Below are 25,448 nucleotides of genomic sequence, written 5' to 3' on the forward strand. Positions count from 1 at the left end.
GGTGGTGGCCCGGTGGATCAGGTGGGCGTGGGCGGTGGTCCGGTGGACCGGGCGGACGTGGGTGGTGGTCCGGTGGATCAGGTGGGCGTGGGCGGTGGTCCGGTGGACCGGGCGGGCATGGATGGGAAGCCGGTGAGCCACGCCGGCGTGGGCGCCGCCGGTGCGGTCCGTGCCGGCCGGGTGGGGCCGGCGGTGTTCGTCCGGCTCAAGATGCGGCTGGTCGCGGGCAACCTGCGCGGCAGCACCCAGCGCCTGCTCGGGTTCGTCTTCACGGTGATCGCGGCGGTCGTCGTCGCGGGCTTCGGTTTCCTGACGATGGCCATGCTCCGCCTGGCGGATGATCCCGGCGTCGCCGCGGACGTCGTGACCGTGCTGTTCACCGTGCTCCTGGTCGGCTGGGCGGTCGTGCCGCTGCTGGCGTTCGGCCTGGACGACACGCTCGATCCGTCCCGGCTGGCGCTGTTCCCGCTGCGCACCGGTCAGCTCGCGGCCGGCATGTTCGCCGCCTCGATCACCGGCGTCTGGCCGGTCGCCACGCTGGTCGTCATGGCCGGGGCCCTCGTCGGCCTGGCCGGCGGGATCGGCGGGGTGCTCCTGGGTACGGTTGCGGTGCTGCTGCAGTTCGCGCTCTGCATCGTGGTCTCCCGGCTGATCACCACGTCCCTGTCGGGAGTGCTGCGCACACGCAGGGGCCGCGACGTGCTCGCCGTTTCGGTGATCTTCGTCATTCTGGCGGCCCAGCTGCCCAACCTGCTGCTCAACGGCGGCTTCTCGGGCGACCCGATGGCGATGCTGCGCGACGTCGCCTCGGCGCTGCGCTGGACCCCGCCCGGCATGGCCGCGCACGCCATCGCCGACGGCGGCCTCCCGGCGGTCGCCGAACTGGCCCTGCTCGCCGTGCTCACCGTCGCCGCCGGGTGGCTGTGGATCGCCGCGCTGCGCCGGGCCCTGGTCTCGGCGGACGCCTCCACCCAGGGTGCCTCGGTCCGCAACGCGCGGAGCCTGCTGGGCCGGGTACTGCCCGACGGCCCGCTCGCCGCGGTCGCGGTGAAGGAACTCAAGTACGCCCGCCGCGACCCCCGGGGCCGGGTCGGCTGGTTCGCCGCCGTCGCGGTCACCGGGGTCATGGCCTTCTCACTGAGCCGCGACGGCGACGGCCCCACCGGCGTCGCGCTGGCGGTCGCCCCCGCCTGCATCGGCGCGGTGATGATCGGCCTGCAGGCATGCAACGTCTTCGGCATCGACGGACGCTCGCTGTGGATGAACTCCACGGCCTACGCGACCGACCGCGCCTGGCGCACCGACCTCGCCGGACGACACCTGGCGGTGGCGACGATCGCGGTCCCGCTGCTGACCCTGCTCGCCGTGGTCGCGGCCTTCCTCGCCGGAGACCTCCGCTGGGCGGTCCCGGCGGCGCTCACCGCCTGGGGCATCCTCGGGGTGGGGCTCGGTGTGGGCGCGCTGACCAGCGTCTTCCTGCCCTACACCGTGCCCGATCGGCTCAACGCCTTCACCGGCGCGGCCCCCGGCCAGGGCGGCGTGGCCTTCGCGGCGTCCTTCGGCGCGATGATCGGCACCGCCCTGCTCGCCCTGCCGGTCGCCGTGCCGGTGCTGCTGGGCCTGACATGGGTCTGCGCGCTGGCGGTGCCGTACGGGCTGCTGGTCTCCTGGGGCGGCCGGCGGATCGCCGCGAAGGCGGCTTTCGGCCGGTACCCGGAGCTCCTGGAGGCCATTTCCAAGGCCGCGTAAATGGTCTAGTCCAATAGGTGAGACCGCCCTCCGCCGGAGAAAACGGACTAGGTACGCTGACGAACATGTCCGCCACCGTGTCCCATCAGGCAGAGCGCTCTTCCGCTGTCACCGAGATGCCCGACGAGCTGCGCGCGGACGTGCGGCTGCTCGGCGAGCTCCTGGGGCAGGTCATCGCCGAATACGGCGGTGATGACCTGCTCGCCGATGTCGAACGACTGCGAAAGGCCGTCATCGGCGCCCGACGCAGGGAGGTATCGGTCGACGAGATCACCGCGATGGTGGCCGAGTGGCCGATCGACCGCGCGGTGAAGATCGCCCGCGCGTTCACGTGCTACTTCCACCTGGCCAACCTGGCCGAGGAGCACTTCAGGATTCGCACGCTCAGGGTCCGCGACACCGGCGAGGAGCCGCTGCCGGAGTCCCTGGCCCAGGCCGTCCAGGAACTCGGCGGGGAGAAGGTCGCCGACCTCGTCGAGAGACTGCGCCTGCACCCGGTGCTGACCGCGCACCCGACCGAGGCCCGCCGGCGCGCGGTGGTCACCGCGATCCAGCGGATCAGCGCCCAGCTGTCGGCGTACAACAGCCCCGAGCGGGGTGCCGCGGAGCGGGCCGAGACCCGGCGGCGGCTGCTGGAGGAGATCGACCTGCTGTGGCGCACCGCCCAGCTCCGGTCCACCAAGCTCGACCCGCTGGACGAGGTCCGCACCGCCATGGCGGCCTTCGACGAGACTCTCTTCCGGGTGGTGCCGCTGGTCTACCGTGCCCTGGACGCCGCGCTCGGCGGGGGCGGCGGCGCCGAGGAGCCGCGGGCCCGCGCCTTCATCCGGTACGGCAGCTGGATCGGCGGCGACCGTGACGGCAACCCCAACGTCACCGCCAAGGTGACCCGGGACGCCGTGCTCATCCAGGCCGAGCACGTGCTGATCGCCCTGGAGAACGCCACGCTGAGGATCGGCCGCTCCCTGACCCTCACCGCCGCCGACACCCCGGCCTCGCCCGACCTGCGGGCCGCGCTGGCGAGCGCCGAGAACGACCACCCGGACCTGGTCTCGGAGATGGCCACCCGCTCCCCGCAGGAGCCGCACCGGCAGTGGCTGATGTTCGTCGCCGCCCGGATCGCGGCCACCCGGCAGCGCGGGCTCGACCTGGCCTACCGTTCGCCCGCGGAGCTCCTGGTCGACCTGCGCGTCGCCCAGGAGTCCCTGGTCGCGGCAGGCGCCGGGCGGCAGGCGTACGGGGAGCTGCAGAACCTGATCTGGCAGGTGGAGACGTTCGGTTTCCACCTGGCCGAGCTGGAGGTCCGCCAGCACTCGCAGGTGCACGCCGCCGCGCTGGAGGAGATCGCCGCGGGGCGCACCTCCGAGCGGACCGAGGAGGTCCTGGCCACGATCCGCACCATCGCCTGGATCCAGGAGCGGTTCGGGACGACGGCCTGCTCCCGCTACGTCGTCTCCTTCACCCGCTCGGCCGACGACATCGCCGCGGTCTACCGGCTGGCCGAGCACGCGATGGGCGAGCGGGCGCCGCAGCTGGACGTGGTCCCGCTGTTCGAGTCGGGCGCGGACCTGGCGGCGGCCCCCTCCGTGCTGTCGGGAATGCTGGAGATCCCGGCCGTCCAGGCCCGGCTGGCCGTCGACCGGCGGCTGGAGATCATGCTCGGCTACTCCGACTCCGCCAAGGAGCTCGGCCCGGCCGCGGCGACCCTGAAGCTCTACGAGACCCAGGAGGCGCTGGCCACCTGGTCGGCCGAGCACGGCGTGCCGCTCACGCTCTTCCACGGCCGGGGCGGGGCCCTGGGCCGGGGCGGCGGCCCGGCCAACCGGGCCGTCCTCGCCCAGGCGCCCGGTTCGGTGGGCGGCAGGTTCAAGGTCACCGAGCAGGGTGAGGTCATCTTCGCCCGCTATGGCCACGAGGCCATCGCCCGCCGCCACATGGAGCAGGTCACCTCGGCGGTCCTGCTGGCCTCGACTCCGTCGATCGAGGCGCGCACGGCCGAGGCCGCCGGGCGCTTCCGCCGCGTGGCCGAGCGGGTCGCCTCCGCCTCGGAGAAGGCCTACCGGCTGCTGACCGAGGCACCCGGCTTCCCGGAGTGGTTCTCGCTGGTCAGCCCGTTGGAGGAGATCGGCTCGCTCCGCCTGGGCTCCCGCCCGGCCCGGCGCGGCCTCGGCGCGCCCCGCTCCCTGGACGACCTGCGGGCCATTCCGTGGGTGTTCGCCTGGGCCCAGACGAGGGTCAACCTGCCCGGCTGGTACGGCCTGGGCAGCGGCCTGCAGGCGGTGGTCTCCGAGTCGGGTCTGGACGAGCTGCGCGCCGCCTACCGCGAGTGGCCGCTGTTCGCCTCGCTGCTGGACAACGCCGAGATGTCGCTGGCCAAGACCGACCGCGACATCGCCGCCCGCTACCTCGCGCTCGGCGCCCGGGACGACTTCGTCGAGCAGGTCCTCGCCGAGTACGACCTGACCCGCCGCCTCGTCCTGGAGACCACCGGCCACACCCGCCTGCTGGAGAACCGCCGGGTTCTCTCCCGCGCGGTGCAGTTGCGTGACCCGTACGTGGACGCGCTCTCCCACCTGCAGCTCCGTGCCCTGTCCAGGCTCCGCGCGGAGGAAGGGCTGTCGGAGGAGGAGCGCGAGCGGCTCTCCACGCTGCTGCTGCTCTCGGTCAACGGCGTCGCCGCCGGCCTGCAGAACACCGGATGATCCGGCCCGCCACGGCCGGGCGGCGCCGGCAGCTCCTCGAACAGCCCGGCCGGTCGTGAGCGAGGCCGGACCGGCTCAGACCTCGACGCGTTCCGGGGCCGAGTAGAGGTTGAAGCGCTCCTCGCGCAGGAAGCCGACCAGCGTCATCCCGAACTCCCTCGCCAGGTCGACGGCGAGGGAGGACGGCGCCGAGACCGCGCAGACGACGGGCAGGCCGGCCGTCAGGGCCTTCTGCATGATCTCGTAGCTGCTCCGGCCGCTGACCATGAGCACGTGCCCGCCCAGCGGCAGCCGGCCGCCCATCAGCGCCCAGCCGACCAGCTTGTCCACCGCGTTGTGCCGCCCCACGTCCTCGCGGACCGCGACCGGCTCGCCCTCGGCGGTGAACAGGCCCGCGGCGTGCAGGCCCCCCGTCTTGCCGAAGACGCTCTGGGCCCTCCTCAGTCGCTCCGGCAGGCCGTACAGGACCTCCGCGGGGATGCGCAGGCCGTCCCGGGGCGGTGGCGGGGCGCACCGGTCGCGCAGGGCGTCGAGGCTCGCGCTGCCGCAGACGCCGCACGCGCTGGAGGTCATGAAGTGCCGGTCCAGCGCGGGCAGGTCCGGCAGCCCGCCGCGCAGCCGCACGGTCACCGTGTTGTAACGCGCCTCGGGCGGCACGTCGTCGTCGGTGCAGTAGGCGATGGACGCGACGTCGGCGGGGGCCAGGACGCCCTCGCCGTACAGGAATCCGGCGGCCAGTTCGAAGTCGTGCCCGGGGGTTCGCATGGTGATCGCGACGGTGCGGCGCGCCTCGCCCGCCTGGATGCGGATCTCCAGGGGTTCCTCGGTGGCCAGGTCGTCACGGCGCTCCCGGGCGGCCCCGGCCCGCACCTGCGTGATCCGGGCCCTGGTGGTCGGCCCGGGCCTGCGGACGACCTCCACCCCGATATCGCTCTCCGCCGCGGTTCCGGCCTCCTCGGTTCCGCTTCCCGCTCCGATCTCGCGTTCCGGTCCGATATCGCTCTTCGCCGTGGTTCCGGCCTCCGGCTCGGGTTCGCTCTCCGCCGCGGTCCTGGCCTCCGCTCCGGTCCCGGTGCCCGTTCCGGCTCCCGCCCGCGCTCGGCCGCCCGCCGTGTGCGCGCCGGTTCCGAAGGGATGCCGGCCGGCCCGGTCGCGCGGGTCAAGACGTTCGCTCATGGCTTCATCTTCCCTTTAACGTCGTCACCCGAACCGTCCCCCGCCCCTGTCCGAAAGCGGGGCTCCGCGCGTTTCCCCGTGTTCCGTACCTGTATTCCCTGGTCATTGCCGTAATTCGGTAACAGCGGGTCGTTAGTGGAGGCAAGATGGCTAAGTGCTCGACTCTCCCTTCACCGATCTCGACCGCCCGCCGCTCTCCGAGGCGGCGCTCAATCGCGCGCTGGTCCGCCCCGGCGGTCTCTGGTCCCACATCACCGTCGTGGACCGGACCGGGTCGACCAACGCCGACCTCGCGCAGGCCGTACGCGACGGCGCGCGGCAGGGAGCCGTCCTCATCGCCGAGTCCCAGTTCGCCGGGCGCGGCAGGCTCGGCCGGGTCTGGAGCGCCCCGCCGCGCTCGGGCCTGACGTTCTCGGTGCTCCTGCGCCCCGAACCGGCCCCGTCCCGGCAGGGCTGGCTGCCGTTGCTGGTCGGCCTGGCGGTGGCGTCGGCCGTGCGCAAGGTCGCCGAGGTCGACGCCCGCCTCAAGTGGCCCAACGACCTGCTGATCGGCGAGCGCAAACTCGCCGGGGTCCTCGCCGAGCGCGTCGACAGCGCGGTGATCGTGGGTGTCGGGCTCAATGTGAGCGTGCGCACCGAGGAGCTTCCGGTGGAGACCGCCACCTCGCTGGCCATCGAGGGGGCCGCCTGCGTCGACCGCGACCCGATCATCCGGGCCGCGCTCCGGGAGATCGAGACCCACTACCGGGAGTGGTCGGAGGCCGACGGCGACGCCGACGCCTGTGGCCTGCGAGCCGCCTACCTGGCGGTCAGCGCCACGGTCGGCCGTGAGGTCCGGGTGGAACTGCCGGGCGAGCGGGTGCTCACCGGGACGGCCACCGGTGTCGACCACTCCGGCCACCTGATCGTCGACTCCAAGGGGGAGGAGCACACGCTCAGCGCGGGTGACGTCGTGCATGTCCGCCCTCACGCGTCGTGACGTGGGGCACGCGGGCATGCCACGATTTGCCCCATGGGTCTACCCGATCATCAGATGACGGAGGGAGAACGGCGCATCCGGTCGTTCAACCCTCACTGGAAGCGCCTCATCGTCCCGTTCCTCGCGATGATCGTGATCATCGTGGCGTCGGGTGCCGCCATGTTCTTCATGCCCGCCTTCGAGTACGAGTCCTACGCGCGCCTCGTGGTGGCCGTGATCGCCGTCGGGCTGCTCACCGTGTGGTCCTTCGTGCCGTACCTGAGGTGGAAGAACACCTCGTACGTGCTCACCTCGCACCGGCTCACCATCGGCACGGGGGTGCTGAACAAGTCCGTCGACGACATCCCGATGAGCAAGGTCACCACGGTCAGCGCCGACCAGGCGCTGCTGGAGAGGCTGCTCGGCTGCGGCACGCTCGTCGTCGAGTCGGCCGGCGACCACGGTCGCGTCACGCTGCGGGACATCCCGCGGATCCAGGAGGTCCGCGCCGAGCTGTTCCGCGCGATCGACGAGGCGGTCGACGAGGAGCCCTCCGAACGCGGCGGGCGGTGAGCCATGGGGCGTGACCTCCTGGGCCGGGACGACCAGGCGGGCGGGGAGGCGGCGGGGCGCCCGACGGCCGAGCAGATCGAGCGTCTCTTCGTCGGCGCGCCGCCCCGTCACACCCGGGCCGAGGTGGCGGAGCTCGCCCAGGTGTCGCGGGATCTCGCCGGGCGGATCTGGCGTGCCCTCGGGTTCGCCACCCTGCCCGACGACGCCGTGGCCTTCACCGACGCCGACGTGGCCGCGCTCAGGCGGGTACGGGCGATGATGGAGGGCGGCGTCCTCGACGACCAGACCGTCGTCCGGATGGCCAGGGCGCTCGGCCAGACCACGGCCAGGCTCGCCCAGTGGCAGGCCGAGATCATGATCGGTGCCCTGCTCGACCCCGACCAGCCGCCCGGTGACGAGGACCTGATGGCGATCATGGAGGTCGCCCGGCGGCTCCTGCCCGACTTCGAGCAGGTGCTGATCCACGTCTGGCGCGCCCAGCTCGCCGCCGCCGGGACCCGCCTGCTGACGATCGCCGACGTCACCGACGAGCCCGTGCCCACCCGGCTCACCCTCTCCGTGGGCTTCGCCGACCTGGTCTCCTTCACCCAGGTCTCCCGTGAGCTGGACGAGAGGGGCCTGGCCGACCTGGTCGAGGGCTTCGAGTCCCGGGCCTCCGACGTGGTCGCGGCGCACGGCGGACGGCTGGTCAAGACGCTCGGCGACGAGGTGCTCTTCACGGTGGCCGACCCGCGGACGGCCGCCGTGATCGCGCTGGAACTCGTCGACGTCATCCGGGAGTACGGGCTCCAGGTGCGGGTCGGGCTGGCGCACGGTCCGGTGCTGCCCGTCATGGGGGACGTCTTCGGCACCACTGTCAATCTGGCGGCCCGGCTGACGGCGATCGCCCGCCCCGGCACGATCGTCGTCGACGCCGGACTCGCCGAGGCGCTGGGGGACGCGCCCGGTGTCGAGCTCGTCCGCGTCCGCCGCAGGCCCGCCCGCGGCCTGGGGGTGGTCCAGCCATTCGTGCTGCGCAGGGCTGGTAATCATTGAGGACGGGGCACGCTCCGCAGGCTGTCCGACAGTAAGCGGGCTGTGATGCCCGAAGACCCGAAGATCAGATGAGGTGCAGGAAATGCCGTACACCGTGCAAGGCGTGGTCGCGCGTGGCAAGGGCGAGCCGGTCTCGGTGGAGACCGTCATCGTGCCCGACCCGGGACCGGGTGAGGCCGTGGTGAACGTCCAGGCCTGTGGCGTCTGCCACACCGACCTGCACTACCGCGAGGGCGGGATCAACGACGAGTTCCCGTTCCTGCTCGGCCACGAGGCCGCCGGGGTGGTCGAGGCCGTGGGCGAGGGCGTCACCGAGGTGGCGCCGGGCGACTTCGTGATCCTGAACTGGCGGGCGGTGTGCGGCCAGTGCCGCGCCTGCCTGCGCGGTCGCCCGTGGTACTGCTTCAACACCCACAACGCGGCGCAGAAGATGACTTTGGAAGACGGCACCGAGCTGTCGCCGGCCCTGGGCATCGGCGCGTTCGTCGAGAAGACCCTGGTCGCGGCCGGGCAGTGCACCAAGGTCGACCCGGCGGCACCGGCGCAGGTGGCCGGGCTGCTCGGCTGCGGGGTGATGGCCGGGATCGGCGCGGCGATCAACACCGGCGGGGTGACCCGCGGCGACAGCGTGGCCGTGATCGGCTGCGGCGGGGTGGGTGACGCGGCCATCCTGGGCGCGTCGCTGGCCGGCGCGGCGACGATCATCGCGGTGGACGTGGACGACCGCAAGCTGGCGTGGGCCCGCGACTTCGGCGCCACCCACACGGTCAACTCCCGGCAGGGCGACCCGGTGGAGGCGATCCGCGAGCTGACCGGCGGGTTCGGCGCGGACGTGGTCGTCGAGGCGGTGGGCCGCCCGGAGACCTACCAGCAGGCCTTCTACGCCCGCGACCTGGCCGGGACCGTCGTCCTGGTCGGCGTGCCCACCCCGGACATGACGCTGGAGCTGCCGCTGCTGGACGTGTTCGGCCGCGGTGGCGCGCTGAAGTCCTCCTGGTACGGCGACTGCCTGCCCTCCCGTGACTTCCCGATGCTGATCGACCTGTTCCTGCAGGGCCGGCTGCCGCTGGACCGGTTCGTCACCGAGACGATCGGCCTGGGCGACGTCGAGGCGGCCTTCGCCAGGATGCACCACGGCGAGGTGCTGCGCTCGGTGGTGACGCTGTGACGGATCCGCAGCGAAGCCAGGGCATCCGTCCCGGCGTTTCACCGGGCGCGGCCCGGTCGGGAGGCACGGCGGCGGATCCGCGACGGAGCCAGGACATCCATCCGGCGTTTCACCGGGCGCGGCCCGGTCGGGAGGCACAGTGATCGACCGGGTCGTCACCTCGGGCACGTTCTCGCTGGACGGCGGGACGTGGGAGGTCGACAACAACGTCTGGATCGTCGGCTCGGCCGGTGAGGTGCTCGTCATCGACGCCGCGCACGACGCCGGCGCGATCGCCGAGCGGGTGGGCGACCGCAGGGTGACCGCGATCGTGTGCACCCACGCGCACAACGACCACATCAACGCCGCGGCCGACCTGGCCGCGCGGGTGGACGCGCCGATCCTGCTCCACCCGGCCGACCGGGTGCTGTGGGAGATGGTCTATCCCGACCGGCCGTACACCTCGCTCCAGGACGGCCAGGTGCTCTCCGCCGGCGGGGTCGAGCTGACCGTGCTACACACGCCCGGACACGCGCCCGGTGCGGTCTGCCTGTACGCCCCGGAGCTCGGCGCGGTCTTCACCGGCGACACCCTGTTCCAGGGCGGCCCCGGCGCCACGGGCAGGTCCTTCTCCTCGTTCGACACGATCATCGAGTCGATCACGAAGCGCCTGCTGACCCTGCCGCCGAAGACGGTCGTGCACACCGGCCACGGCGACTCCACGGTGATCGGCGAGGAGGCCGGGCACCTGGACGAATGGCTGGCCAGGGGGCACTGAACCCGCCTCTGCCCGCCCCCGCCCGGACGCGTCCGAGCGGGGGCGCTCCTCGCGGGCGCGAGGGGGACCGGGCGCGAGGAGATCGGGTGGGCATTTCGTCGAGGGAGTGCCGCAAACAGAGATTTTGTGATCGTGACAGAGAGATTGCGGCTCTGTGTCCTAGTTCACGTAGGCAAGCCTTACCAAATGAGCTACCTTAGGTGTGCCTAACCTATGGTACGCTCTTCGAAAGGTCGCACCCCCGTGTATGTATGCGTCTGCCGCGCGGTAACCGAGAACGAGGTGCATGACTGCATCGCGGCAGGGGCGAAGAGTGCGCGTCAGATTCGCGACACCACGGGTGCCGGTGGCGACTGCGCTTCTTGCGTGCGTAAGATCTGTGCGATCCTGAAACGGTCTGAAAACTTGATGCCGACCGCATAGCACGAGGAGCCCGCCGATGCAGGGCGACAAGCAGATCATCGAACTTCTCAACGAGCAGCTCACCGCCGAGCTGACCGCGATCAACCAGTATTTCCTGCACGCCAAGATGCAGGAGAACTGGGGATACACCAGGCTGGCGAAATACACCCGCGAAGAGTCCATCGACGAGATGCGTCACGCGGAGAGGCTGACCGACCGCATCCTCTTCCTCGAGGGCCTGCCCAACTATCAGAGACTGGGCACCCTTCACATCGGTCAGACCGTCGCCGAGCAGCTCCGGGCCGACCTGGACGTCGAGCTGGAGGTCGTCAAGCGGCTCAGGCCAGCGATCGCCCTCATGCGGGAGAAGGGCGACATCACCTCGGCCCGTCTCTTCGAGGAGATCCTTGAGGACGAGGAGCACCACATCGACTACCTGGAGACCGAGCTGGGTCTCATCGAGAGTCTGGGCGAGCAGCTCTACCTCGCGCGCTACGCGGAGCCGCCGTCGGCGGACTAGGGAACCCGCCGGTGCAAGGGTGAACTGTCGCGAACACGCCCGCCAGATCCCTTCTGGTAGGGCGTGTTCTCTTCTGCCGGACGGCGCCGGAGAGAGTCTGTGCTTTCCAGGGACTTACGAGGCGGGAGCCGTACTCCGCGCTTCCCGGCCGTTGCGGGATGACTATCCGGGATTTATCAGTGTTTGCCCAGGTCAATGGATAGGTCAACGACGAGTCAAACCGCGCGCTGTACCGGGGAAACGATCCCCTAAGGTCCTACGATCGCAACATGACCTGTGTACTACTCGCCGAGGATGACACCTCGATCTCAGAGCCACTGGCGCGAGCCCTGCGCCGCGAGGGTTATCAAGTTGAGGTGAGCCCCGACGGCCCGCAGGCTCTGGAGCGGGCTCTGTCGGGTGGCATCGACCTGATCGTTCTCGACCTGGGTCTTCCCGAGATGGACGGCCTGGAGGTGGCCAGGCGCATCCGCGCCGAGGGCCACGGCACTCCGGTGCTGATCCTCACCGCTCGGGTCGACGAGGTCGACACCGTCGTGGGCCTCGACGCCGGGGCCGACGACTATGTCACCAAGCCGTTCCGCCTCGCCGAGCTGCTGGCGCGCGTGCGCGCCCTGCTCCGGCGCGGCACGTCCGAGACGCCCGTGGTGCAGGGGGTGCGCATCGACGCCGACTCCCGACGCGCCTGGATGGGCGACAAGGAGCTGCACCTGACGACCAAGGAATTCGACCTGCTGCGTGTGCTGGTACGCGACGCCGGCAAGGTGGTCACCCGCGAGCAGATCATGCGGGAGGTGTGGGACACCAACTGGTGGGGTTCCACCAAGACCCTGGACATGCACATCTCGTGGCTGCGCCGCAAGCTGGGTGACGACGCCGCCAAGCCGCGTTACATCACGACGGTCCGAGGGGTCGGCTTCAGGTTCGAACGCGAGTAGGGAATGCGCCGCCGACTGCTCTCCTCTACCCTCCTCGTCGCGGTCATCGCGGTGCTGCTGCTCGGCATACCTCTCGGTGTGGCGGTCAACAGGCTCATCGAGGAGGAGGCGACCCAGGAGCTCTCCTCGCAGGCGAAGAACCTGCTGCAGGAGGTGGAGTACGTCCGGGACAAGGACCAGCCCATCGACGACCAGCAGCTGGAGCAGAAGTATCCCGACCGGTACATCCAGATATACGCCAGGGGAACCCCTGACCAGCTGATCACGGTGGGCGCCGAGCCCGTCGAGAACCAGAAGATGACCGAGGACGCGCTGTCCGAGAGCGGCGTGTACGTCGTGGTCAGCCGCGACAAGACGGAGGTCGAGCGCGAGGTCCGCGCGTGGCTCTTCCTCATCCTGGGGCTCGCCGCGGCTGCCCTCGCGGTCGCGGTCGGGCTTGCCATCGTCCAGTCCCGCCGCCTGACGCTCCCGCTCAGCGACCTCGCAATGATCGCTGAGCGGCTCGGCTCCGGCGACGCCCGGCCCAGCAAGCACCGCTACGGCATCCAGGAGCTCGACCGGGTGGCCGAGGTGCTCGACCGCAGCGCCACCCGCATCTCCGACCTGCTCTCCCGGGAGCGCGAGTTCGCCACCGACGCCTCGCACCAGCTCCGTACCCCGCTCACCGGTCTGACCATGCGACTGGAGGAGATCGTCGCCGCGGCCCACGAGCCCTCGATCGTCAAGGAGGAGGGCGAGGCCGCCATCGTCCAGGCCGAGCGCCTCACCGCCGTGATCGACGAGCTGCTGGCCGCCGCCAGGCGGCAGCGTCACGCGCAGACCGAGGTCGTCGAGCTCGACGCGCTACTCGACCAGCAGTTCATCGAGTGGGGACCGGCCTTCCGCAGGGTCGGCCGGCGACTCAAGCTCGCCGGGACGCGCGAGCTCCAGGCGCTGGGCACCAGCGGCGGCATCAGCCAGGTGATCTCCACCCTGCTGGAGAACTCCCTGGAGCACGGCGGCGGCACGGTCACGGTGACCACCAGCGACAAGGACAAGTCCATCGTGATCGAGGTGGCCGACCAGGGCCCCGGCATCCCCGACGACCTCGCCCCGCGCGTGTTCGAGCGCAACGTGAGCGGCGGGGGCGGCACGGGCCTCGGCCTTCCCCTGGCCCGCGCGCTGGCCGCCGCCGACGGCGGCCGCCTGGAGCTCGTACGCCCCAGGCCCGCGGCGTTCGCGTTCTTCCTCCGCCAGGTGGGCGACACCGGCAGGAACCGCGTGGTCAGCGGCCCGGCCTGAATCCGGCCGGGGCGGCGCGGCCGGAGCGCGGGGCGGGCACCCGGCCCGCCGGGGACCGCGCGGGACCGGTGTGTTCCGGCCGGGATTCCGCGCCGCCGACCGCGGGACGCCGAGGCGCCGGTCAGGTGCCGGGCGCGGGACGCGCCGCATGGGGCACCGGAGAAATGTGAGCCCGGATCACTGGCGCAGGTGGGGCGGGGACGCGCTCTCCTCCGTGGTCTTGCTCAGCAGGTAGACGTGACCGTTGACCTTGCTGTTGGCGTTCGGCACCGGCACCGGGCTCGGTTCGGCGCTGGGGAGGAAGACCCACTTCTTGTACGACCAGAACCGGAACAGGGTGCCCAGCGCGGTGCCGGTCAGCACGGCGATGTTGTAGCTCACGACGTCCTGCAGGCCCAGGGTGTAGGTCACGAAGCCGATCACCAGGAGCGAGATCAGCAGCCCGATGCCGTTGAGCAGGAAGAACAGGAAGTACTCGCGGGCGAGCCCGCTCTGTTCGCGGTGCCGGAAGGTCCAGTAGCGGTTGCCGAGGTAGGCGAAGGTGGCCGCGATGACCGTGGCGATGACTTTCGAGGTCAGCGGGCCCAGGCCCAGGCCGAACCGGAACAGGTTGGTGCCGCCGGTGTCGATCACGAAGGCGATCGCCCCGATGGCGCCGAACTTCGCCAGCTCGTGAGCCAGGGCGGCGAGCCGCTGGTAGGCGTGTCGGAGAAACTGCACGTTTCCTGCACGGTCCTTTCGGAGGTCGGCCGCTGATCCGCCACGTCGGAGGACCTCGAACACCATGTGGCCAGGCTACCGGTGCACCGGCTGGATCCGTACGATGCTTCCCGTCTGTTGTGCATAGTAGTCAGCCAAGAACATTTCAATAAATGTCGTACATCCCAGATAAACAGGGGAACCTGACGTTACTCTGGTCCAGTAGATCGCGGAAAGGGCCGAGAAATCCCCTTCCCGCGATCGGTCCAGCCGGACTGCCGTACGCGACGGCCCACGACTCACGGGACCACCCCTTGCGCCGCCGACTGCTCGCCCTGATCGTCAGCCTGTCGCTCACGGCCGGTTGCGGCGCGCGGGCCGGTGACCAGGCCGCGATCCCCGAACCGGAGCCGGCGCGTGAGACATCCGCCGGGGTGGAGCTCGACGAGGCGATCCAGGCCTTCGAAGTGCTGAGACAACTCGACGACGCGTGGCGTGAGCGGGACTGCGCCGCCATCGGGAAGCTGACCGCCTGGGTGGAGAATGCGCTGGGCGGCCGTGCCTGCGAGGCGACCCGGAACGGCCGCCCAGCCCCCGAGAGGAAGAGCCACAGCGAGGTGGAGTTCTTCCTGCCCGGTCCGGCCGGGCAGGACCGCTGGTTCCTCGCCCTGGCGCGCGAGCCGGACCCGGCCTACTTCCTGTTCGTCGAGGAGGGCGGCGGATGGCGGCTGGGCGCCGGTCCCATCCCGGTGCGGGGTGAGCCCCCTGAGCCGGTCGATGGCGCGGTGCCCCCCGGCGACCCCGGTGTCGGGGTCCGGGCCCGCCTGGCGCCGCAGCGCTATCTGACCTACCTGACCGACCCCGCCGGGGTGAGCGGTGTCACCTTCCCGAAGGGTGACGCCGCCCGCGGTCTCCTCGACGAGCTGACCGGGCGGCCGGGGAAGGTCCGGCCGGACCGTCTGGACACCGACGTGCGCCTGCTCGTCGGCCCGGAGAGGGCGTTGCTGCTGCCAGGCGGGGGCGCCCTGGTCGTCCACGCCGTGGAGATCGAGTATCGACAGCGGGCCGCCCCGGGGCGCTCCGCACCGGCCCATCCCCTCTACACCAAGGCCGACCTGCGCGGTTTCACCGGTGAGACGAGGGCCGCCGAAGTGACGGGCACCGAGGTCGTGGTCTTCGCCACCGAGGTCACCGACGGTGCCGGCCTCTCCACGGTCGGCCTCCGCCGAGGCCTGGCCGACCTGGCCACCGGTTGACTCCTGACCGGCCATCCGCCGCGCCGCCGCGCCGTCGTGTCGCCGTGCCGCCGTGCCGCCGTGCCGCTCGTCGTGTCGCCGCGCTGCTCGCCGTGACGCCGCGCCGTCCGCTGTGCCACCCGCTACCCGCCGCCTGCTGTGCCGTCCGCCGTCCGCCGTCCGTGACCGGTCGCCGGGCTCGCGCCACCCCGTCACCGGCCGACGCCTGAGTCCGGGCCGGTAGACTCGACCGGCGTGAGCAGCACTTCCCTGGCCGGTCCCCTCGGACCCGTCGTCGGCGTTATCGGAGCGGGCCAGCTGGCCCGGATGACCCAGCAGGCGGCCATCGCCCTCGGGATCGAACTACGGGTCCTGGCCAACTCGCCCGACGAGAGCGCCGCCCGAGTGATCGCCGATGTCCGCGTGGGCGACTACCGGTCGCCGGCCGACCTGCGTGACTTCGCCAAGGGGTGTGACGCGGTCACCTTCGACCACGAGCACGTGCCCACCGAGCACATCCGCGCCCTGGCCGCCGACGGGTTCGCCGTCCACCCCGGCGCCGACGCGCTCGTGCACGCCCAAGACAAGGCCGTGATGCGCGAGCGGCTGACGGCCGCCGGAATCCCGTGCCCGGCCTGGCGGCGCGTCGAGACGGCCGCCGACGTCGAGGCGTTCGCGGCGGAGAACGGCTGGCCGGTCGTGCTCAAGGCCGTGCGCGGCGGCTACGACGGGCGCGGGGTCTGGGTCTGCCGCTCCGCGGCGGACGCCGCCGAGGTCCTGGCCTCCGGCGTGCCGCTGCTGGCCGAGGCGTTCGTGCCGTTCGAGCGGGAGCTCGCGGTGCTGGTCGCCCGGTCGCCGCACGGGCAGGGAGTCAGCTACCCGGTGGTGGAGACCGTCCAGCGCGACGGCATCTGCGTCGAGGTCATCGCCCCGGCGCAGGGGCTCGACCCCGAGCAGGCCGCGGTGGCCCAGGGGATCGCCCTGAAGATCGCCAAGGAGCTGGGCGTCACCGGGTTGCTCGCCGTGGAGATGTTCGCCACCGCCTCCGGGTTCGTGGTCAACGAGCTCGCGATGCGCCCGCACAACAGCGGCCACTGGACCATCGACGGCGCCCGCACCTCCCAGTTCGAGCAGCACCTGCGCGCCGTCCTCGACCTGCCCCTGGGCTCGCCCGCCCCGGCCGCGCCCGTCGTGGTGATGGCCAACCTGCTGGGCGGCGACGACCCCGACATCTTCTCCCGGTACGAGCACGTGATGGCCCACGACCCCGGCATCAAGATTCACTTCTACGGCAAGGACGTGCGGCCCGGCCGCAAGATCGGCCATGTCACCGCGCTCGGCACCGACGTGGACGAGGTCCGGGCGCGCGCCCGGCACGCCGCCGTCTACCTCTGCGAGGGGCGTTACACGTGAGCGAGCCGGTCAGGCGGCCCGGCGGCACCGAGAGCGCGGCCCGCGGGCCGCACGGCGAGGAGATCATCGTATGAGCACCGTCGGCATCGTCATGGGCAGCGACTCCGACTGGCCCGTGATGCGGCTGGCCGCCGAGGCGCTGGCGGAGTTCGGGGTGGGGTTCGAGGCCGACGTGGTCTCCGCGCACCGCATGCCCGAGGAGATGATCGCGTACGGCAAGCAGGCGGCCGGGCGCGGCCTGCAGGTGATCATCGCGGGTGCGGGGGGAGCGGCGCACCTGCCGGGCATGCTGGCCTCGGTGACCCCGCTCCCGGTGATCGGCGTCCCCGTCCCGCTGAAGTATCTCGACGGGATGGACTCCCTGCTCTCCATCGTCCAGATGCCCGCCGGCGTCCCGGTCGCGACCGTCGCCGTCGGCGGCGCCCGCAACGCCGGCCTGCTGGCCGTGCGGATCCTCGCCGCCGCGGACGAGGGCCTGCGGGCGAAGATGGAGGAGTTCCAGCGCGACCTGAAGGAGCAGGCGTACGCCAAGGGCGCCCGGCTCCGCGCCGAGGCCGCCGGGCTGGGCACCTGACGTCGCCTCTGTCGCGACCGGCGGCCGGGCCGGGCGCCTGACATCACCTCTGCCGCGACCTGCCGCCGGGCCGGGCGCCTGCCCAGGCCCGCCGCGGGGGCGCGGTGGTGCGGGGTCGCCGGAAGATTTTTCTCCCGTCTTTTTCCCGCCCTCACCTCCCGTTCCGCCACCGTGCCGGAACGGGTCTCCGGCGGGGGCGAGGATAGGCTCCGGCTTCCGGGGCAGGGGACCTCCACGATTTCGGAGGTGAGACCATGAGGAACGCCGTACGCGCCGCCCTCGGGATCACGATGGCGGTGCTCGCCGTATTCGGAAGCGTCGGAGCGGGTGACGATCACCGGCCTGCCCGGGGCGATGTCAGCTCGGTCAGCCACTAGGGGTGTGTTCCGCGGATCTTCGCCGCGGCGGGAACGGCCGGGTAGGGCGCCCCGCGGGGCGGGGCGGCGTCCCATGACGGAGCCGTCGGCGGCGGTGACGCCGCGAGGCGCCATCCGGGCGACCGCGGTGGACGGGAAGATCCGCAGAAAACGCTCCTGCGTGGCGGGCCCGGTCAGGTGCGCGATTCCGGCCGCAACACGACCGGAATCGCGCGGTGGCCGTTGGCGATGAAGGAGTCCAACGGCTCCAGTTCCCGTACGGGAACGGCCAGGGCGAGGTCGGGGAAGCGAGCGAACAGCGACGACAGCGCCACGCCGGCTTCGAGCCGGGCCAGGGGCGCGCCGAGGCAGTAGTGGACGCCGTAGCCGAAGGCCAGATGGTCACGGCGGGTTTCCCGGGTGAGCACGAAACGGTCGGCGTCGGCGCCGTGCTGGTGGGGGTCCCGGCCGGCGGCGGCGTACCCGGCGAGGATCGCCTCGCCCTTGCCGATCATGACACCGTGGGCGTCGAGGGAGATGTCCTCGACGGCGTACCGGAGCGGGAGGTTGGCCACGGGCGCCTGCCAGCGCAGCGTCTCCTCGACGACGTCGTCCCAGGAGGCGCCGCCGGCGCGGACCAGTTCGAGCTGGTCGGGGTGGGTGAGCAGGGCGCACAGGGCGTTGTCGATGAGGTTGACGGTGGTCTCGTGCCCGGCGGAGATCATCAGGAACAGGGTGTCGATGAGCTCGGTCTCGCTGAGCCGGGAGTCGCCGTCCTCGTCGCGGGCGGCGATCAGGTCGCTGGTCATGTCGTCGCCGGGGAGCGCGCGTTTGCCGGCGACCAGGTCGGTCAGGATGGCGTAGGCGTCGCGCTGGGTGGCGAGGGCCTCCTCGGCGTCGGCGGAGGTGTGGAAGACGCCGTCGACGACGCGGCGGATGTCGTCACGGGAGCTGTCCGGCAGGCCGAACAGCTCGGCGATGACCCGCATGGGGAGCTGGTAGGCGAAGGTCTCCCGGAGGTCCACGACCTGCCCCGGCGGGGTGGCGGCCAGCGCGTCGAGCAGTTCGGCGGTGATCTGCCGGACACGCGGGCGCAGCGCCTCGGTGCGGCGCGGGGTGAACGCCGCGGAGATCAGCCTGCGCAGCCGTCTGTGGTCGTCGCCGTAGGCGGTGAACATGTTGACGACGGAGACCCAGGGGTACAGGGGCCAGTCCTGCGGGATCTCACCGTTGACGAAACGCGGCCAGTGCCGGCGCGGGTCCTTGGACACGCGCGGATCCGCGAGTAACTGCCTGAGCAGGTCGTAGTCGGTTATCGCCCACGCAGCCACCCCGCCAGGAAGCTCCACCCGCGACGCCGGGCCGGCGGCGCGGAGGCGGGTGGCTTCACCGTGGATGTCGCGGCCGGTGGGGTCGATGACGAAGGGGCAGGTGGCTGCGTCCATGTGCTGTCTCCAGGGGTGAGAGAGGGAACAGGGGTGAAACGCACGGGCAGGGCGGTCAGGGCCCGGTGGAAAGGTCCGGGCCGCCACCGGAGCCCGGAGGCCGGAACGGCCAGTGCCACGTCCGGGACGCGGTCGAGGAGCCTCTCGATCGCGACGGTGGCGACCAGGCGGGCCATGGCCTTGGCGGGGCAGGCGTGCGGGCCCGCGCTGAAGGCCAGATGGGCACGGTTGCCGGCCCGGCTCAGCGCGGGGTTCAGGGCCGGGTCGGTGCCGGCCGCGGCCAGGCTGACGACGACCGGGTCTCCGGCGCGCAGGGGCACGCCGTGCAGGGAGACGTTGTGGCGGGGGTAGTGAACGGAGTAGTTGGCCATGGGCGGGTCCTTCCACAGGACCTCTTCCAGCGCCGCGTCGACCGGCATGCTGCCCCCGGACAGGTCACCGGCGAACCGGTCGTCGGAGAGGAGAAGCCGCAGCGCGTTACCGATCAGGTTCTGCACGGGTTCGGTACCGGCCGCGATCAGCAGCGTGCACTGGTGGATCATCTCCTCGTCGGTCAGCCGCGCCGGGTGGGCCATCAGCCAGGAGGTCACATCCTGTCCGGGCCGGGCCCGTTTGAGAGTGATCAGGTGGTGCATGTACTGGGTGAACAGCGCGTCGCCCTCGGCTGCGCCGTCGCCGCCCTCGAACATCTTGGCCAGGGCGGTGATCAGCTGGTCGCTGGCGGCGTCGGACTGGCCGAAAAGCTGGTTGAAGATGAGCAGCGGCAGGACGCCGGCGTACTCGGTCAGGAGGTCCGCCTGCCCCCGGGAGGCGAAGGCGTCGATGAGCCGGTCGGCGTTGTGGGAGACGGAGCGGCGCAGCGCGTGGGGGTCGACACGGCCCAGGCTGTCGGTGATCGCCTGACGGAACCTGCCGTGGGCGGGCGGGTCGGAGAACAGCGCGTTGGGCCGGTACCCCATCATCGGGATGACGGGACTGTCGGGAGGGACCTCTCCGGTCTGCAGGGCACGCCAGCCGCGCGGATCCTTGGAGTAGACGTGCGGGTTGCGCAGCACCTCCAGGGCGGCGTGGTAGCCGGTGACCAGCATGGCGTGCACGCCGGGGGCGAGCTCGACCGGTGCCGCCGCCCCGCGGGAGCGCAGCTCGGTGTACACGCCGGTGGGGTCGGCGGCGAACTCGGGCCCGTACAGGGGGATGCCCCGCCGGTGGCCGGCGTGCGCGGGGCAGCCCGGGGGCGGCCCGGAACCGGGGGCGAGATGGCTGTGGGAGGTCACGGGTGCTCCTTGGCGGCACGGGTGAGCAGGTACTGCACGAGGGTGATCAGTGCGGCGCCCGCGGAGGCGCGATCGCGGGCGTCGCAGACGACGAGGGGGGTCTCTGCCAGCAGGTCCAGGGCGGTACGCAGCGCGTCGGTGTCGAAGGCGGGGGTGCCGTCGAACCGGTTGACGGCGACGGCGTAGGGCAGGCCGTGCTCTTCGACCATGTCCATGACGGAGAAGGAGGCGTCCAGACGGCGGGGGTCGGCCAGCACCAGCGCGCCCAGGGCACCGTAGGCCATGTCGCGCCAGAGCCGCTGGAACCGCCGCTGCCCGGGGGCGCCGAACATGTACAGCACCAGCCGCGGGTTGAGGGTCAGACGGCCGAAGTCCATCGCGACGGTGGTGGTGTCCTTGCCGCCCACTCCGGCCAGGTCGTCGACGGCGGCGCCGGCCTGCGTCATGATCTCCTCGGTGCGCAGCGGGGGGATCTCCGACAGGGCGCCGACCAGCGTGGTCTTGCCGACGGCGAAATGCCCCACGATGAGGATCTTCACCGCTCGCTCCACCGCGTCGCCGAGATAGACGGCGTCGCGGCGGCCGTCAGACCAGGGCGCGGAGCCCATCGAGCACCTCCTGCAGCAGTTGGATGTCGGGACGGTCAGTGGGGGGCGCGGGGGATCGGGTGATGATGTGACCGGAGTCGGTCAGATCGCTGAGCAGGACCTTGGTGACGCCGACGGGCAGCGCCAGGTGCGCGGCGATCTCCGCCACCGACAGGGCCCCGCCGCGGCACAACGCCATGAGGCGGCGTTTCTCCGGACCGGTGCCCGGGTCCATGCCTCTGGGCGGCGTGTCACCGGCGGCGACCACCAGCGACACCAGGTCGAAGGGGATACGGGCGTGGGCGCGGCCACCGGTCACCACATACGGCCGCACCAGGTCGCTGTCGCGCCGGGGCGCCGTCATGAGGTCCGGTTGACGCCGTGACGCGGCGGGCTGGTCATCTCCTTGCCCAGGCGGTCGACGAGCTTGTGCATCCGGTAGGTGACGGTCTCCAGATCCGCGGAGTCGGTGCACGACACCGCCAGGTAGGCGCCCTCCCCGGCGGCGGTGGTCAGCACGTAGCCGCCGGCGAACTCCACCAGCGTCTGCCGCCACGGGGTGTACGGGTCGTCGGCGCAGAACTCCGCCGTCGCCCGGCTGAGAGCCTGCAGTCCCGACAGCGCGGCGGCGTAGGCGTCGGCCTGGTCGCGGCTGATCCCGGCCGAGTGCGCCTGCAGCAGCCCGTCAGCGGTCAGCAGGATCGCATGCCGTACATGGGGGACGTTGACGACCTCGTCCAGCATCCAGTTCGTGTTATTCATCAGAGGGATTCCCTTCGTCCGTGGACGGGGTGGACGTACGACCGGCGCGCGTTCCGCGCTGGAAGGCGCCCAGGACGGCGGCGGCCTGCTCTGCCGGGCGCCGCTGCGCGGCCGACGCCAGGGGCGGCGGGGCCTGCAGTTCGGGAATGGCCTCACGGCGGCGACGGCGGGGGAACTCCCCCGGCGACGGTGACGGCGCGGGGACGGTGCCGGGCGCGGGTGACGGTGCGGGGATGGTGTGGGACGCCGGTGACGGTGCGGGGATGGTGTGGGACGCCGGTGACGGTGCGGGGATGGTGTGGGACGCCGGTGACGGCGGCGGGGCCGGTTCGTCGTCGGGGGTCGGTTGCGTCAGGAGCGCGTTGGGCAGGAACACCACGGCCCGTACCCCTCCGTAGGGTGATCGGGAGTCCACCGAGACGCTGAACCCGTACCGCTGGGCGAGCACACCGATGACCGCGAACCCGAACTGAGGTGGGTCGCCGAGCCGGGTGACGTCCACCGGCCGCGCGCCCGACAGCAGCAGGGCCGCCTGTTGCTTCTCCTGCTCGTGCATGCCGACGCCGCAGTCGTCGATGACGATGACCGCCCCGTTGTGCGTCGAGTGGATGTTCACCTGCACGTCCGTATCGGGAGGCGAGTGCCGGGCGGCGTTGTCGAGCAGCTCGGCCACGGCCAGCACGACGGGCTCGACCACCCGGTCGATGACGGCGGTGTCCATCTGCGCGACGGTCTTGACCCGCAGGTAGTCGCTGATGCGTGAGGTGGCGCCGCGCACCACGTTCTCCAGGGTGGCGGCGGCCCGCTGCCGGCCCGGCCAGGCTCCGCACAGCACCGCGACGGCCTGTGCCCGCCGGCCGAACTGCGCGTTCGTATGGTCGATCTTCAGCAGGTCGGCGAGGACGCTCGGGTGGTCGTAGCGGTTCTGCATGGCGGAGATGACCAGTTGCTGGTCGCTGGCCAGGCTCTGGAGAGCACGCATCGTGGTCATCAACGCCGCGCGAGCCGACTCGTCGGCCCGGGCCAGCGCGGTGTCGAGACTGTGGGTGAACAGCTCCGTCACCGCCTGCAGGCTCTGGCCGTACGGTGATCCGGCCAGGCGCTCGTGCAGGAGGCCGGGAACCGGCGCGGGCCCCCGGTGCCCCTGGTGGAGGGACTCCGCCAGCGTGGGAAGGCGCACCTCGGCCAGATGCCGGGCCTCCTGGTCCCGGGCGTGCAGTTCGTTCAGCAGCGCGGTGGTACGCCTGCGTAAGGCGCCGGCGGTACGCCACTGGCGCACCGTCACGACCGCGGCGAGCACCAGGCACACCGCCAGGCACCACACCAGCATTTCCAGCGTGGGAGGTGACATCGGATCCTCATCGTCGGGAGGTGAACGGGCAGGGGGCGGTCCCGGCGACGGCTCGGCCGGTCCGCCGGGCAGGTGCCTCGCGGGGATCGACCGGAGCCGGCCGGCCCGTCCGTACGCGCGCCCGGTGGGGCCGGCGGGTTCGGGGCGTGCGCGCCGGGTGGCGCGAGGGCCGGATCGGACGCCGGCCGGCACCCGGCACGGGTCACCGCGCCGGTCTCACGCGCCGGCCGCCACGGGGAGACAGCGGAGGTGAGAGCGCGGGCGGAGCCGGTGGTCAGGTGGAGCGTCCGGACCGGTGACCAGGCGACCGTGCGAACCGCCCGCGGCCAGATCATGGCGGTCCACCCGGGAAGCCAGGAAAAGCAGAAAATGGCAGCTTATGTGGTAAACGCAGGTTTTCTCATGTTGGCGGCCACTTGTCATCGAAATCTGGGTTGTGGAAGGATGTCGCTTCATGGGCTCAGCCGGTCCGTCGTGCCGGACGTGGCTGGAGTGGGCGCCCTGACGGTCTGGTTGACACGCTTCGGCGGTCGTATTTCGCAAATCTGATGTCATGGACCGCTCTGTCGTCAAGGCAGCCGAAGATTCGCGTCAATGAACCGTCTGCCATATTCGAGCACCCTTCCCGCAGGCCACCGCACTCGTTGTCGCTCGGCGCCGTGAGGCGATCCGGGCGGATGCCTCCGTATGTCATCGGCGACGAATTCCTGATATCCAATTACAGCTGGCAATTATGTACCAATAGAAAAGAAAAGTAAAAGCGGACATGTAAGGAAGGTTGGTCAAATAGGGCATATAGCTTCACATACGGCAATCTCGAACATGATTTCGATGTTCGCGCCCGGTCATTGCGGAAAGTTCCTTTCCCATTACGCGGTGCGGGATCGGCGACCCCGCTGCCCGTGACGACACGACGTCGGCCCCGGAGCAGCCGGATCTGCGGGCCGAGGAACACCGGCTGCTCGCCGAGATCCGGGCGGGGGCTCCACCGCGGCCCGCCGGCGGCAGGCGCGGCCCGCGCTCCGCCCGCGCTGGGGCTTCACCCTGGCCGGGGTCGGCGCTCTCGCCGTCGCCGTCGCCGCCGTGACCGTGACCGTGGTCCAGCCCGGAGCGACCGAGGGGCCGGGCAACCGGCCACCCGCGCTCGGGCAGCCCAGCGCGGCGGTGGTGCTGGAGAACGCCGCGCTCGTCGCCGCGCGGACCAAGACCGCCGAGATCCGCCCGGACCAGTGGTTCTACATGAAGGAGTCGCAGCACCTGCCGAGGACGGGGGAGAACGAACTTCCCGCGTTCGAGCACTGAGGCCGGATGGACGGGGTCAAGAGCGCCCTCCGGGTCAAGGGCGAACTGAAGATCACCGATGCCGAGAAGGGGCCGACGCACCCCGGCAGGACCCGGCAGGAGGTGGAGCGCTTCCCCGCCGATCCGGACGCGCTGCTGGAGCGCTTCCGCACCCTTGAGCGGGAGCGGGCGACGCTGTCGCTCTGCCAGCCCAACTGCCCGGCGGGGACCGCGGCGGACGTCAAGGCGTTCGGGGCGATCGGGTGGTACATGAAGTACGGGCCCCTGATCCCCTCGGACACGGCCGCGGCGATGTACCGCGCCCTGGCGAAGATCCCGAACGTCAAGATCGAGGAGAACGCCACGGACATGGACGGGCGCCGGGGGGTCGGTGTCGTCCTCGACCTGGGGGAGGCCGGCAAGCAGTACTACATCCTCGCCCCCGGCGACTACCGCTACCTCGGTACGAAGATCGTGGACGGCGGCGAGACCTCCGGCATGTCCGTCCTGGCCTCCGGCATCGTCGACGAGGCGGGCCAGGTGCCCTGATCGGTACCGGTCCCGGCCGATGCGGACCTGCCGCGTCCGTCGGCCGGGACTTTCCACCGCCGGTCCGCGCGGACGGCCTCCCGCAGCTCGTGCCCGATCGTCCCGGACGGGCCTCCGGCTGGTGGATTCACCACCTCGCGCATCCCGCCGGGGAGGGAGAACGGGTCCCGGCTGTGGTCGCGGCGTCGTCGGTGACGGTCATGGTCGGCTCCGTATCGAGAGGCGCCCGCGAGGGCCGGGGTGGACAGGACCACTTCCGGCTGGAGGCGGGGGCCCGGCCGGTGTGAGAGGAGGGCGCCTGCCCGGAGACGGGGTCTCCGGGTGGGATACGGCAGGGGTGCCCGGCCGGAGGTGGGAACTCCGGCCGGGCACGAGGGGCGGTGCCCGGCCGGTCTCCTCGGTGCTTTCGTCATTGCAGGGGCGGAAGGCGGTCCGGATACTGTATTCGTGGAGTCCGTCGCCGGAGGGCACGTCACGGACCATCCTCAGGACGTGACGGAGGCGTGTAAGCGTTACGAAGCGATCCGCCCGGAGGCCCTGCCGTGCGGGCGACCGCCGACCTCATAGCGAAGGTGATGACGACGTGGACGCGGACCTGAGCACGGCCATCTGGCGCCGGGCCTCCTTGGGTGACGACACCGGCGGTGACTGCGTGGAGGTGGC

General features: G+C 71.6%; 24 protein-coding genes. 16 read left to right on the top strand and 8 right to left on the bottom strand.

Features of this window, described 5'->3' with window-relative positions:
* Window positions 1-132: 132 nt before the first annotated feature.
* Entirely contained in the window at window positions 133-1,749 is a 1,617-nt protein-coding gene (locus tag ABD841_RS25820; protein ID WP_344976991.1) for a hypothetical protein, read from the top strand.
* A 65-nt stretch (window positions 1,750-1,814) separates the two neighbouring features.
* Complete coding sequence (locus tag ABD841_RS25825; protein WP_344976995.1) at window positions 1,815-4,451, top strand: phosphoenolpyruvate carboxylase; 2,637 nt, start codon at window positions 1,815-1,817, stop codon at window positions 4,449-4,451.
* 75 nt (window positions 4,452-4,526) lie between these two features.
* Here the strand turns inward: ABD841_RS25825 and fdhD are convergent, their stop codons facing one another.
* Complete coding sequence (fdhD, locus tag ABD841_RS25830; protein WP_344977000.1) at window positions 4,527-5,627, bottom strand: formate dehydrogenase accessory sulfurtransferase FdhD; 1,101 nt, start codon at window positions 5,625-5,627, stop codon at window positions 4,527-4,529.
* 154 nt (window positions 5,628-5,781) lie between these two features.
* Here fdhD and ABD841_RS25835 point away from each other — a divergent pair, with 154 nt between their 5' ends.
* From ABD841_RS25835 to ABD841_RS25875, 9 genes are all read left to right on the top strand, one after another.
* The gene (locus ABD841_RS25835) at window positions 5,782-6,606 is read left to right on the top strand and encodes a biotin--[acetyl-CoA-carboxylase] ligase (RefSeq protein ID WP_344977003.1); all 825 of its coding nucleotides are present in this window, start codon (window positions 5,782-5,784) and stop codon (window positions 6,604-6,606) included.
* Window positions 6,607-6,660: 54 nt separating this feature from the next.
* Window positions 6,661-7,158, top strand: a complete 498-nt coding sequence (locus tag ABD841_RS25840; protein WP_344977006.1) for a PH domain-containing protein — start codon at window positions 6,661-6,663, stop codon at window positions 7,156-7,158.
* A gap of 3 nt (window positions 7,159-7,161) precedes the next feature.
* Entirely contained in the window at window positions 7,162-8,193 is a 1,032-nt protein-coding gene (locus ABD841_RS25845; protein WP_344977009.1) for an adenylate/guanylate cyclase domain-containing protein, read from the top strand.
* A gap of 82 nt (window positions 8,194-8,275) precedes the next feature.
* Window positions 8,276-9,361 carry an S-(hydroxymethyl)mycothiol dehydrogenase gene (locus tag ABD841_RS25850; RefSeq protein ID WP_344977013.1) on the top strand — a complete coding sequence of 362 codons (1,086 nt, stop codon included), beginning with the start codon at window positions 8,276-8,278 and terminating at the stop codon, window positions 9,359-9,361.
* A 139-nt stretch (window positions 9,362-9,500) separates the two neighbouring features.
* On the top strand, window positions 9,501-10,118 hold the full coding sequence (locus ABD841_RS25855; protein WP_344977016.1) for an MBL fold metallo-hydrolase: 618 nt from the start codon (window positions 9,501-9,503) through the stop codon (window positions 10,116-10,118).
* A 213-nt stretch (window positions 10,119-10,331) separates the two neighbouring features.
* Entirely contained in the window at window positions 10,332-10,541 is a 210-nt protein-coding gene (locus ABD841_RS25860) for a (2Fe-2S)-binding protein (protein WP_344977019.1), read from the top strand.
* A 16-nt stretch (window positions 10,542-10,557) separates the two neighbouring features.
* Window positions 10,558-11,040, top strand: coding sequence for a bacterioferritin (gene bfr, locus ABD841_RS25865; protein ID WP_344977022.1), 483 nt, complete (start codon window positions 10,558-10,560; stop codon window positions 11,038-11,040).
* A 269-nt stretch (window positions 11,041-11,309) separates the two neighbouring features.
* Window positions 11,310-11,978, top strand: a complete 669-nt coding sequence (locus tag ABD841_RS25870; RefSeq protein WP_012888073.1) for a response regulator transcription factor — start codon at window positions 11,310-11,312, stop codon at window positions 11,976-11,978.
* Window positions 11,979-11,981: 3 nt separating this feature from the next.
* Window positions 11,982-13,259, top strand: a complete 1,278-nt coding sequence (locus ABD841_RS25875; RefSeq protein ID WP_344977025.1) for an ATP-binding protein — start codon at window positions 11,982-11,984, stop codon at window positions 13,257-13,259.
* Between the two features lie 177 nt (window positions 13,260-13,436).
* Here the strand turns inward: ABD841_RS25875 and ABD841_RS25880 are convergent, their stop codons facing one another.
* On the bottom strand, window positions 13,437-13,979 hold the full coding sequence (locus ABD841_RS25880; RefSeq protein ID WP_344977028.1) for a GtrA family protein: 543 nt from the start codon (window positions 13,977-13,979) through the stop codon (window positions 13,437-13,439).
* 293 nt (window positions 13,980-14,272) lie between these two features.
* On the opposite strand from ABD841_RS25880, the gene ABD841_RS25885 reads away from it, so the two are divergent.
* From ABD841_RS25885 to purE, 3 genes are all read left to right on the top strand, one after another.
* Entirely contained in the window at window positions 14,273-15,214 is a 942-nt protein-coding gene (locus ABD841_RS25885) for a hypothetical protein (protein WP_344977032.1), read from the top strand.
* 234 nt (window positions 15,215-15,448) lie between these two features.
* Window positions 15,449-16,606 carry a 5-(carboxyamino)imidazole ribonucleotide synthase gene (locus ABD841_RS25890; protein ID WP_344977035.1) on the top strand — a complete coding sequence of 386 codons (1,158 nt, stop codon included), beginning with the start codon at window positions 15,449-15,451 and terminating at the stop codon, window positions 16,604-16,606.
* Window positions 16,607-16,676: 70 nt separating this feature from the next.
* A complete protein-coding gene (gene purE, locus ABD841_RS25895; protein ID WP_344977038.1) occupies window positions 16,677-17,180 on the top strand; it encodes a 5-(carboxyamino)imidazole ribonucleotide mutase in 504 nt (167 codons plus the stop codon).
* Window positions 17,181-17,730: 550 nt separating this feature from the next.
* Here purE and ABD841_RS25900 read toward each other — a convergent pair.
* Genes ABD841_RS25900 through ABD841_RS25925 form a run of 6 tightly spaced genes read right to left on the bottom strand, consistent with a single transcriptional unit; the run spans window position 17,731 to window position 22,955 of the window.
* On the bottom strand, window positions 17,731-18,867 hold the full coding sequence (locus tag ABD841_RS25900; RefSeq protein ID WP_344977041.1) for a cytochrome P450 family protein: 1,137 nt from the start codon (window positions 18,865-18,867) through the stop codon (window positions 17,731-17,733).
* Window positions 18,849-20,255 carry a cytochrome P450 gene (locus ABD841_RS25905; RefSeq protein WP_344977044.1) on the bottom strand — a complete coding sequence of 469 codons (1,407 nt, stop codon included), beginning with the start codon at window positions 20,253-20,255 and terminating at the stop codon, window positions 18,849-18,851. The genes ABD841_RS25900 and ABD841_RS25905 overlap by 19 nt, the downstream gene beginning before the upstream one ends.
* A complete protein-coding gene (locus ABD841_RS25910; RefSeq protein ID WP_344977047.1) occupies window positions 20,252-20,863 on the bottom strand; it encodes a GTP-binding protein in 612 nt (203 codons plus the stop codon). The genes ABD841_RS25905 and ABD841_RS25910 overlap by 4 nt, the downstream gene beginning before the upstream one ends.
* Window positions 20,841-21,206 (bottom strand): DUF742 domain-containing protein, encoded by a 366-nt coding sequence (locus ABD841_RS25915; protein WP_344977050.1) that lies wholly within the window; start codon window positions 21,204-21,206, stop codon window positions 20,841-20,843. Before ABD841_RS25915 ends, ABD841_RS25910 begins: the two co-directional genes overlap by 23 nt.
* On the bottom strand, window positions 21,203-21,604 hold the full coding sequence (locus ABD841_RS25920; RefSeq protein WP_344977053.1) for a roadblock/LC7 domain-containing protein: 402 nt from the start codon (window positions 21,602-21,604) through the stop codon (window positions 21,203-21,205). Before ABD841_RS25920 ends, ABD841_RS25915 begins: the two co-directional genes overlap by 4 nt.
* A complete protein-coding gene (locus ABD841_RS25925; RefSeq protein ID WP_344977057.1) occupies window positions 21,597-22,955 on the bottom strand; it encodes an ATP-binding protein in 1,359 nt (452 codons plus the stop codon). Before ABD841_RS25925 ends, ABD841_RS25920 begins: the two co-directional genes overlap by 8 nt.
* 1,083 nt (window positions 22,956-24,038) lie before the next feature.
* Between ABD841_RS25925 and ABD841_RS25930 the strand changes: the two genes are divergently transcribed.
* Together ABD841_RS25930 and ABD841_RS25935 are read left to right on the top strand one after the other, a co-directional pair.
* On the top strand, window positions 24,039-24,257 hold the full coding sequence (locus tag ABD841_RS25930) for a hypothetical protein (RefSeq protein WP_344977061.1): 219 nt from the start codon (window positions 24,039-24,041) through the stop codon (window positions 24,255-24,257).
* A 6-nt stretch (window positions 24,258-24,263) separates the two neighbouring features.
* Window positions 24,264-24,785: a hypothetical protein gene (locus ABD841_RS25935; protein ID WP_344977065.1), complete on the top strand. Its 522-nt coding sequence runs from the start codon at window positions 24,264-24,266 to the stop codon at window positions 24,783-24,785.
* Window positions 24,786-25,448: the final 663 nt, after the last annotated feature.

This window comes from Streptosporangium fragile (genome assembly GCF_039534445.1).
GTDB classification, from domain to species: domain Bacteria; phylum Actinomycetota; class Actinomycetes; order Streptosporangiales; family Streptosporangiaceae; genus Streptosporangium; species Streptosporangium fragile.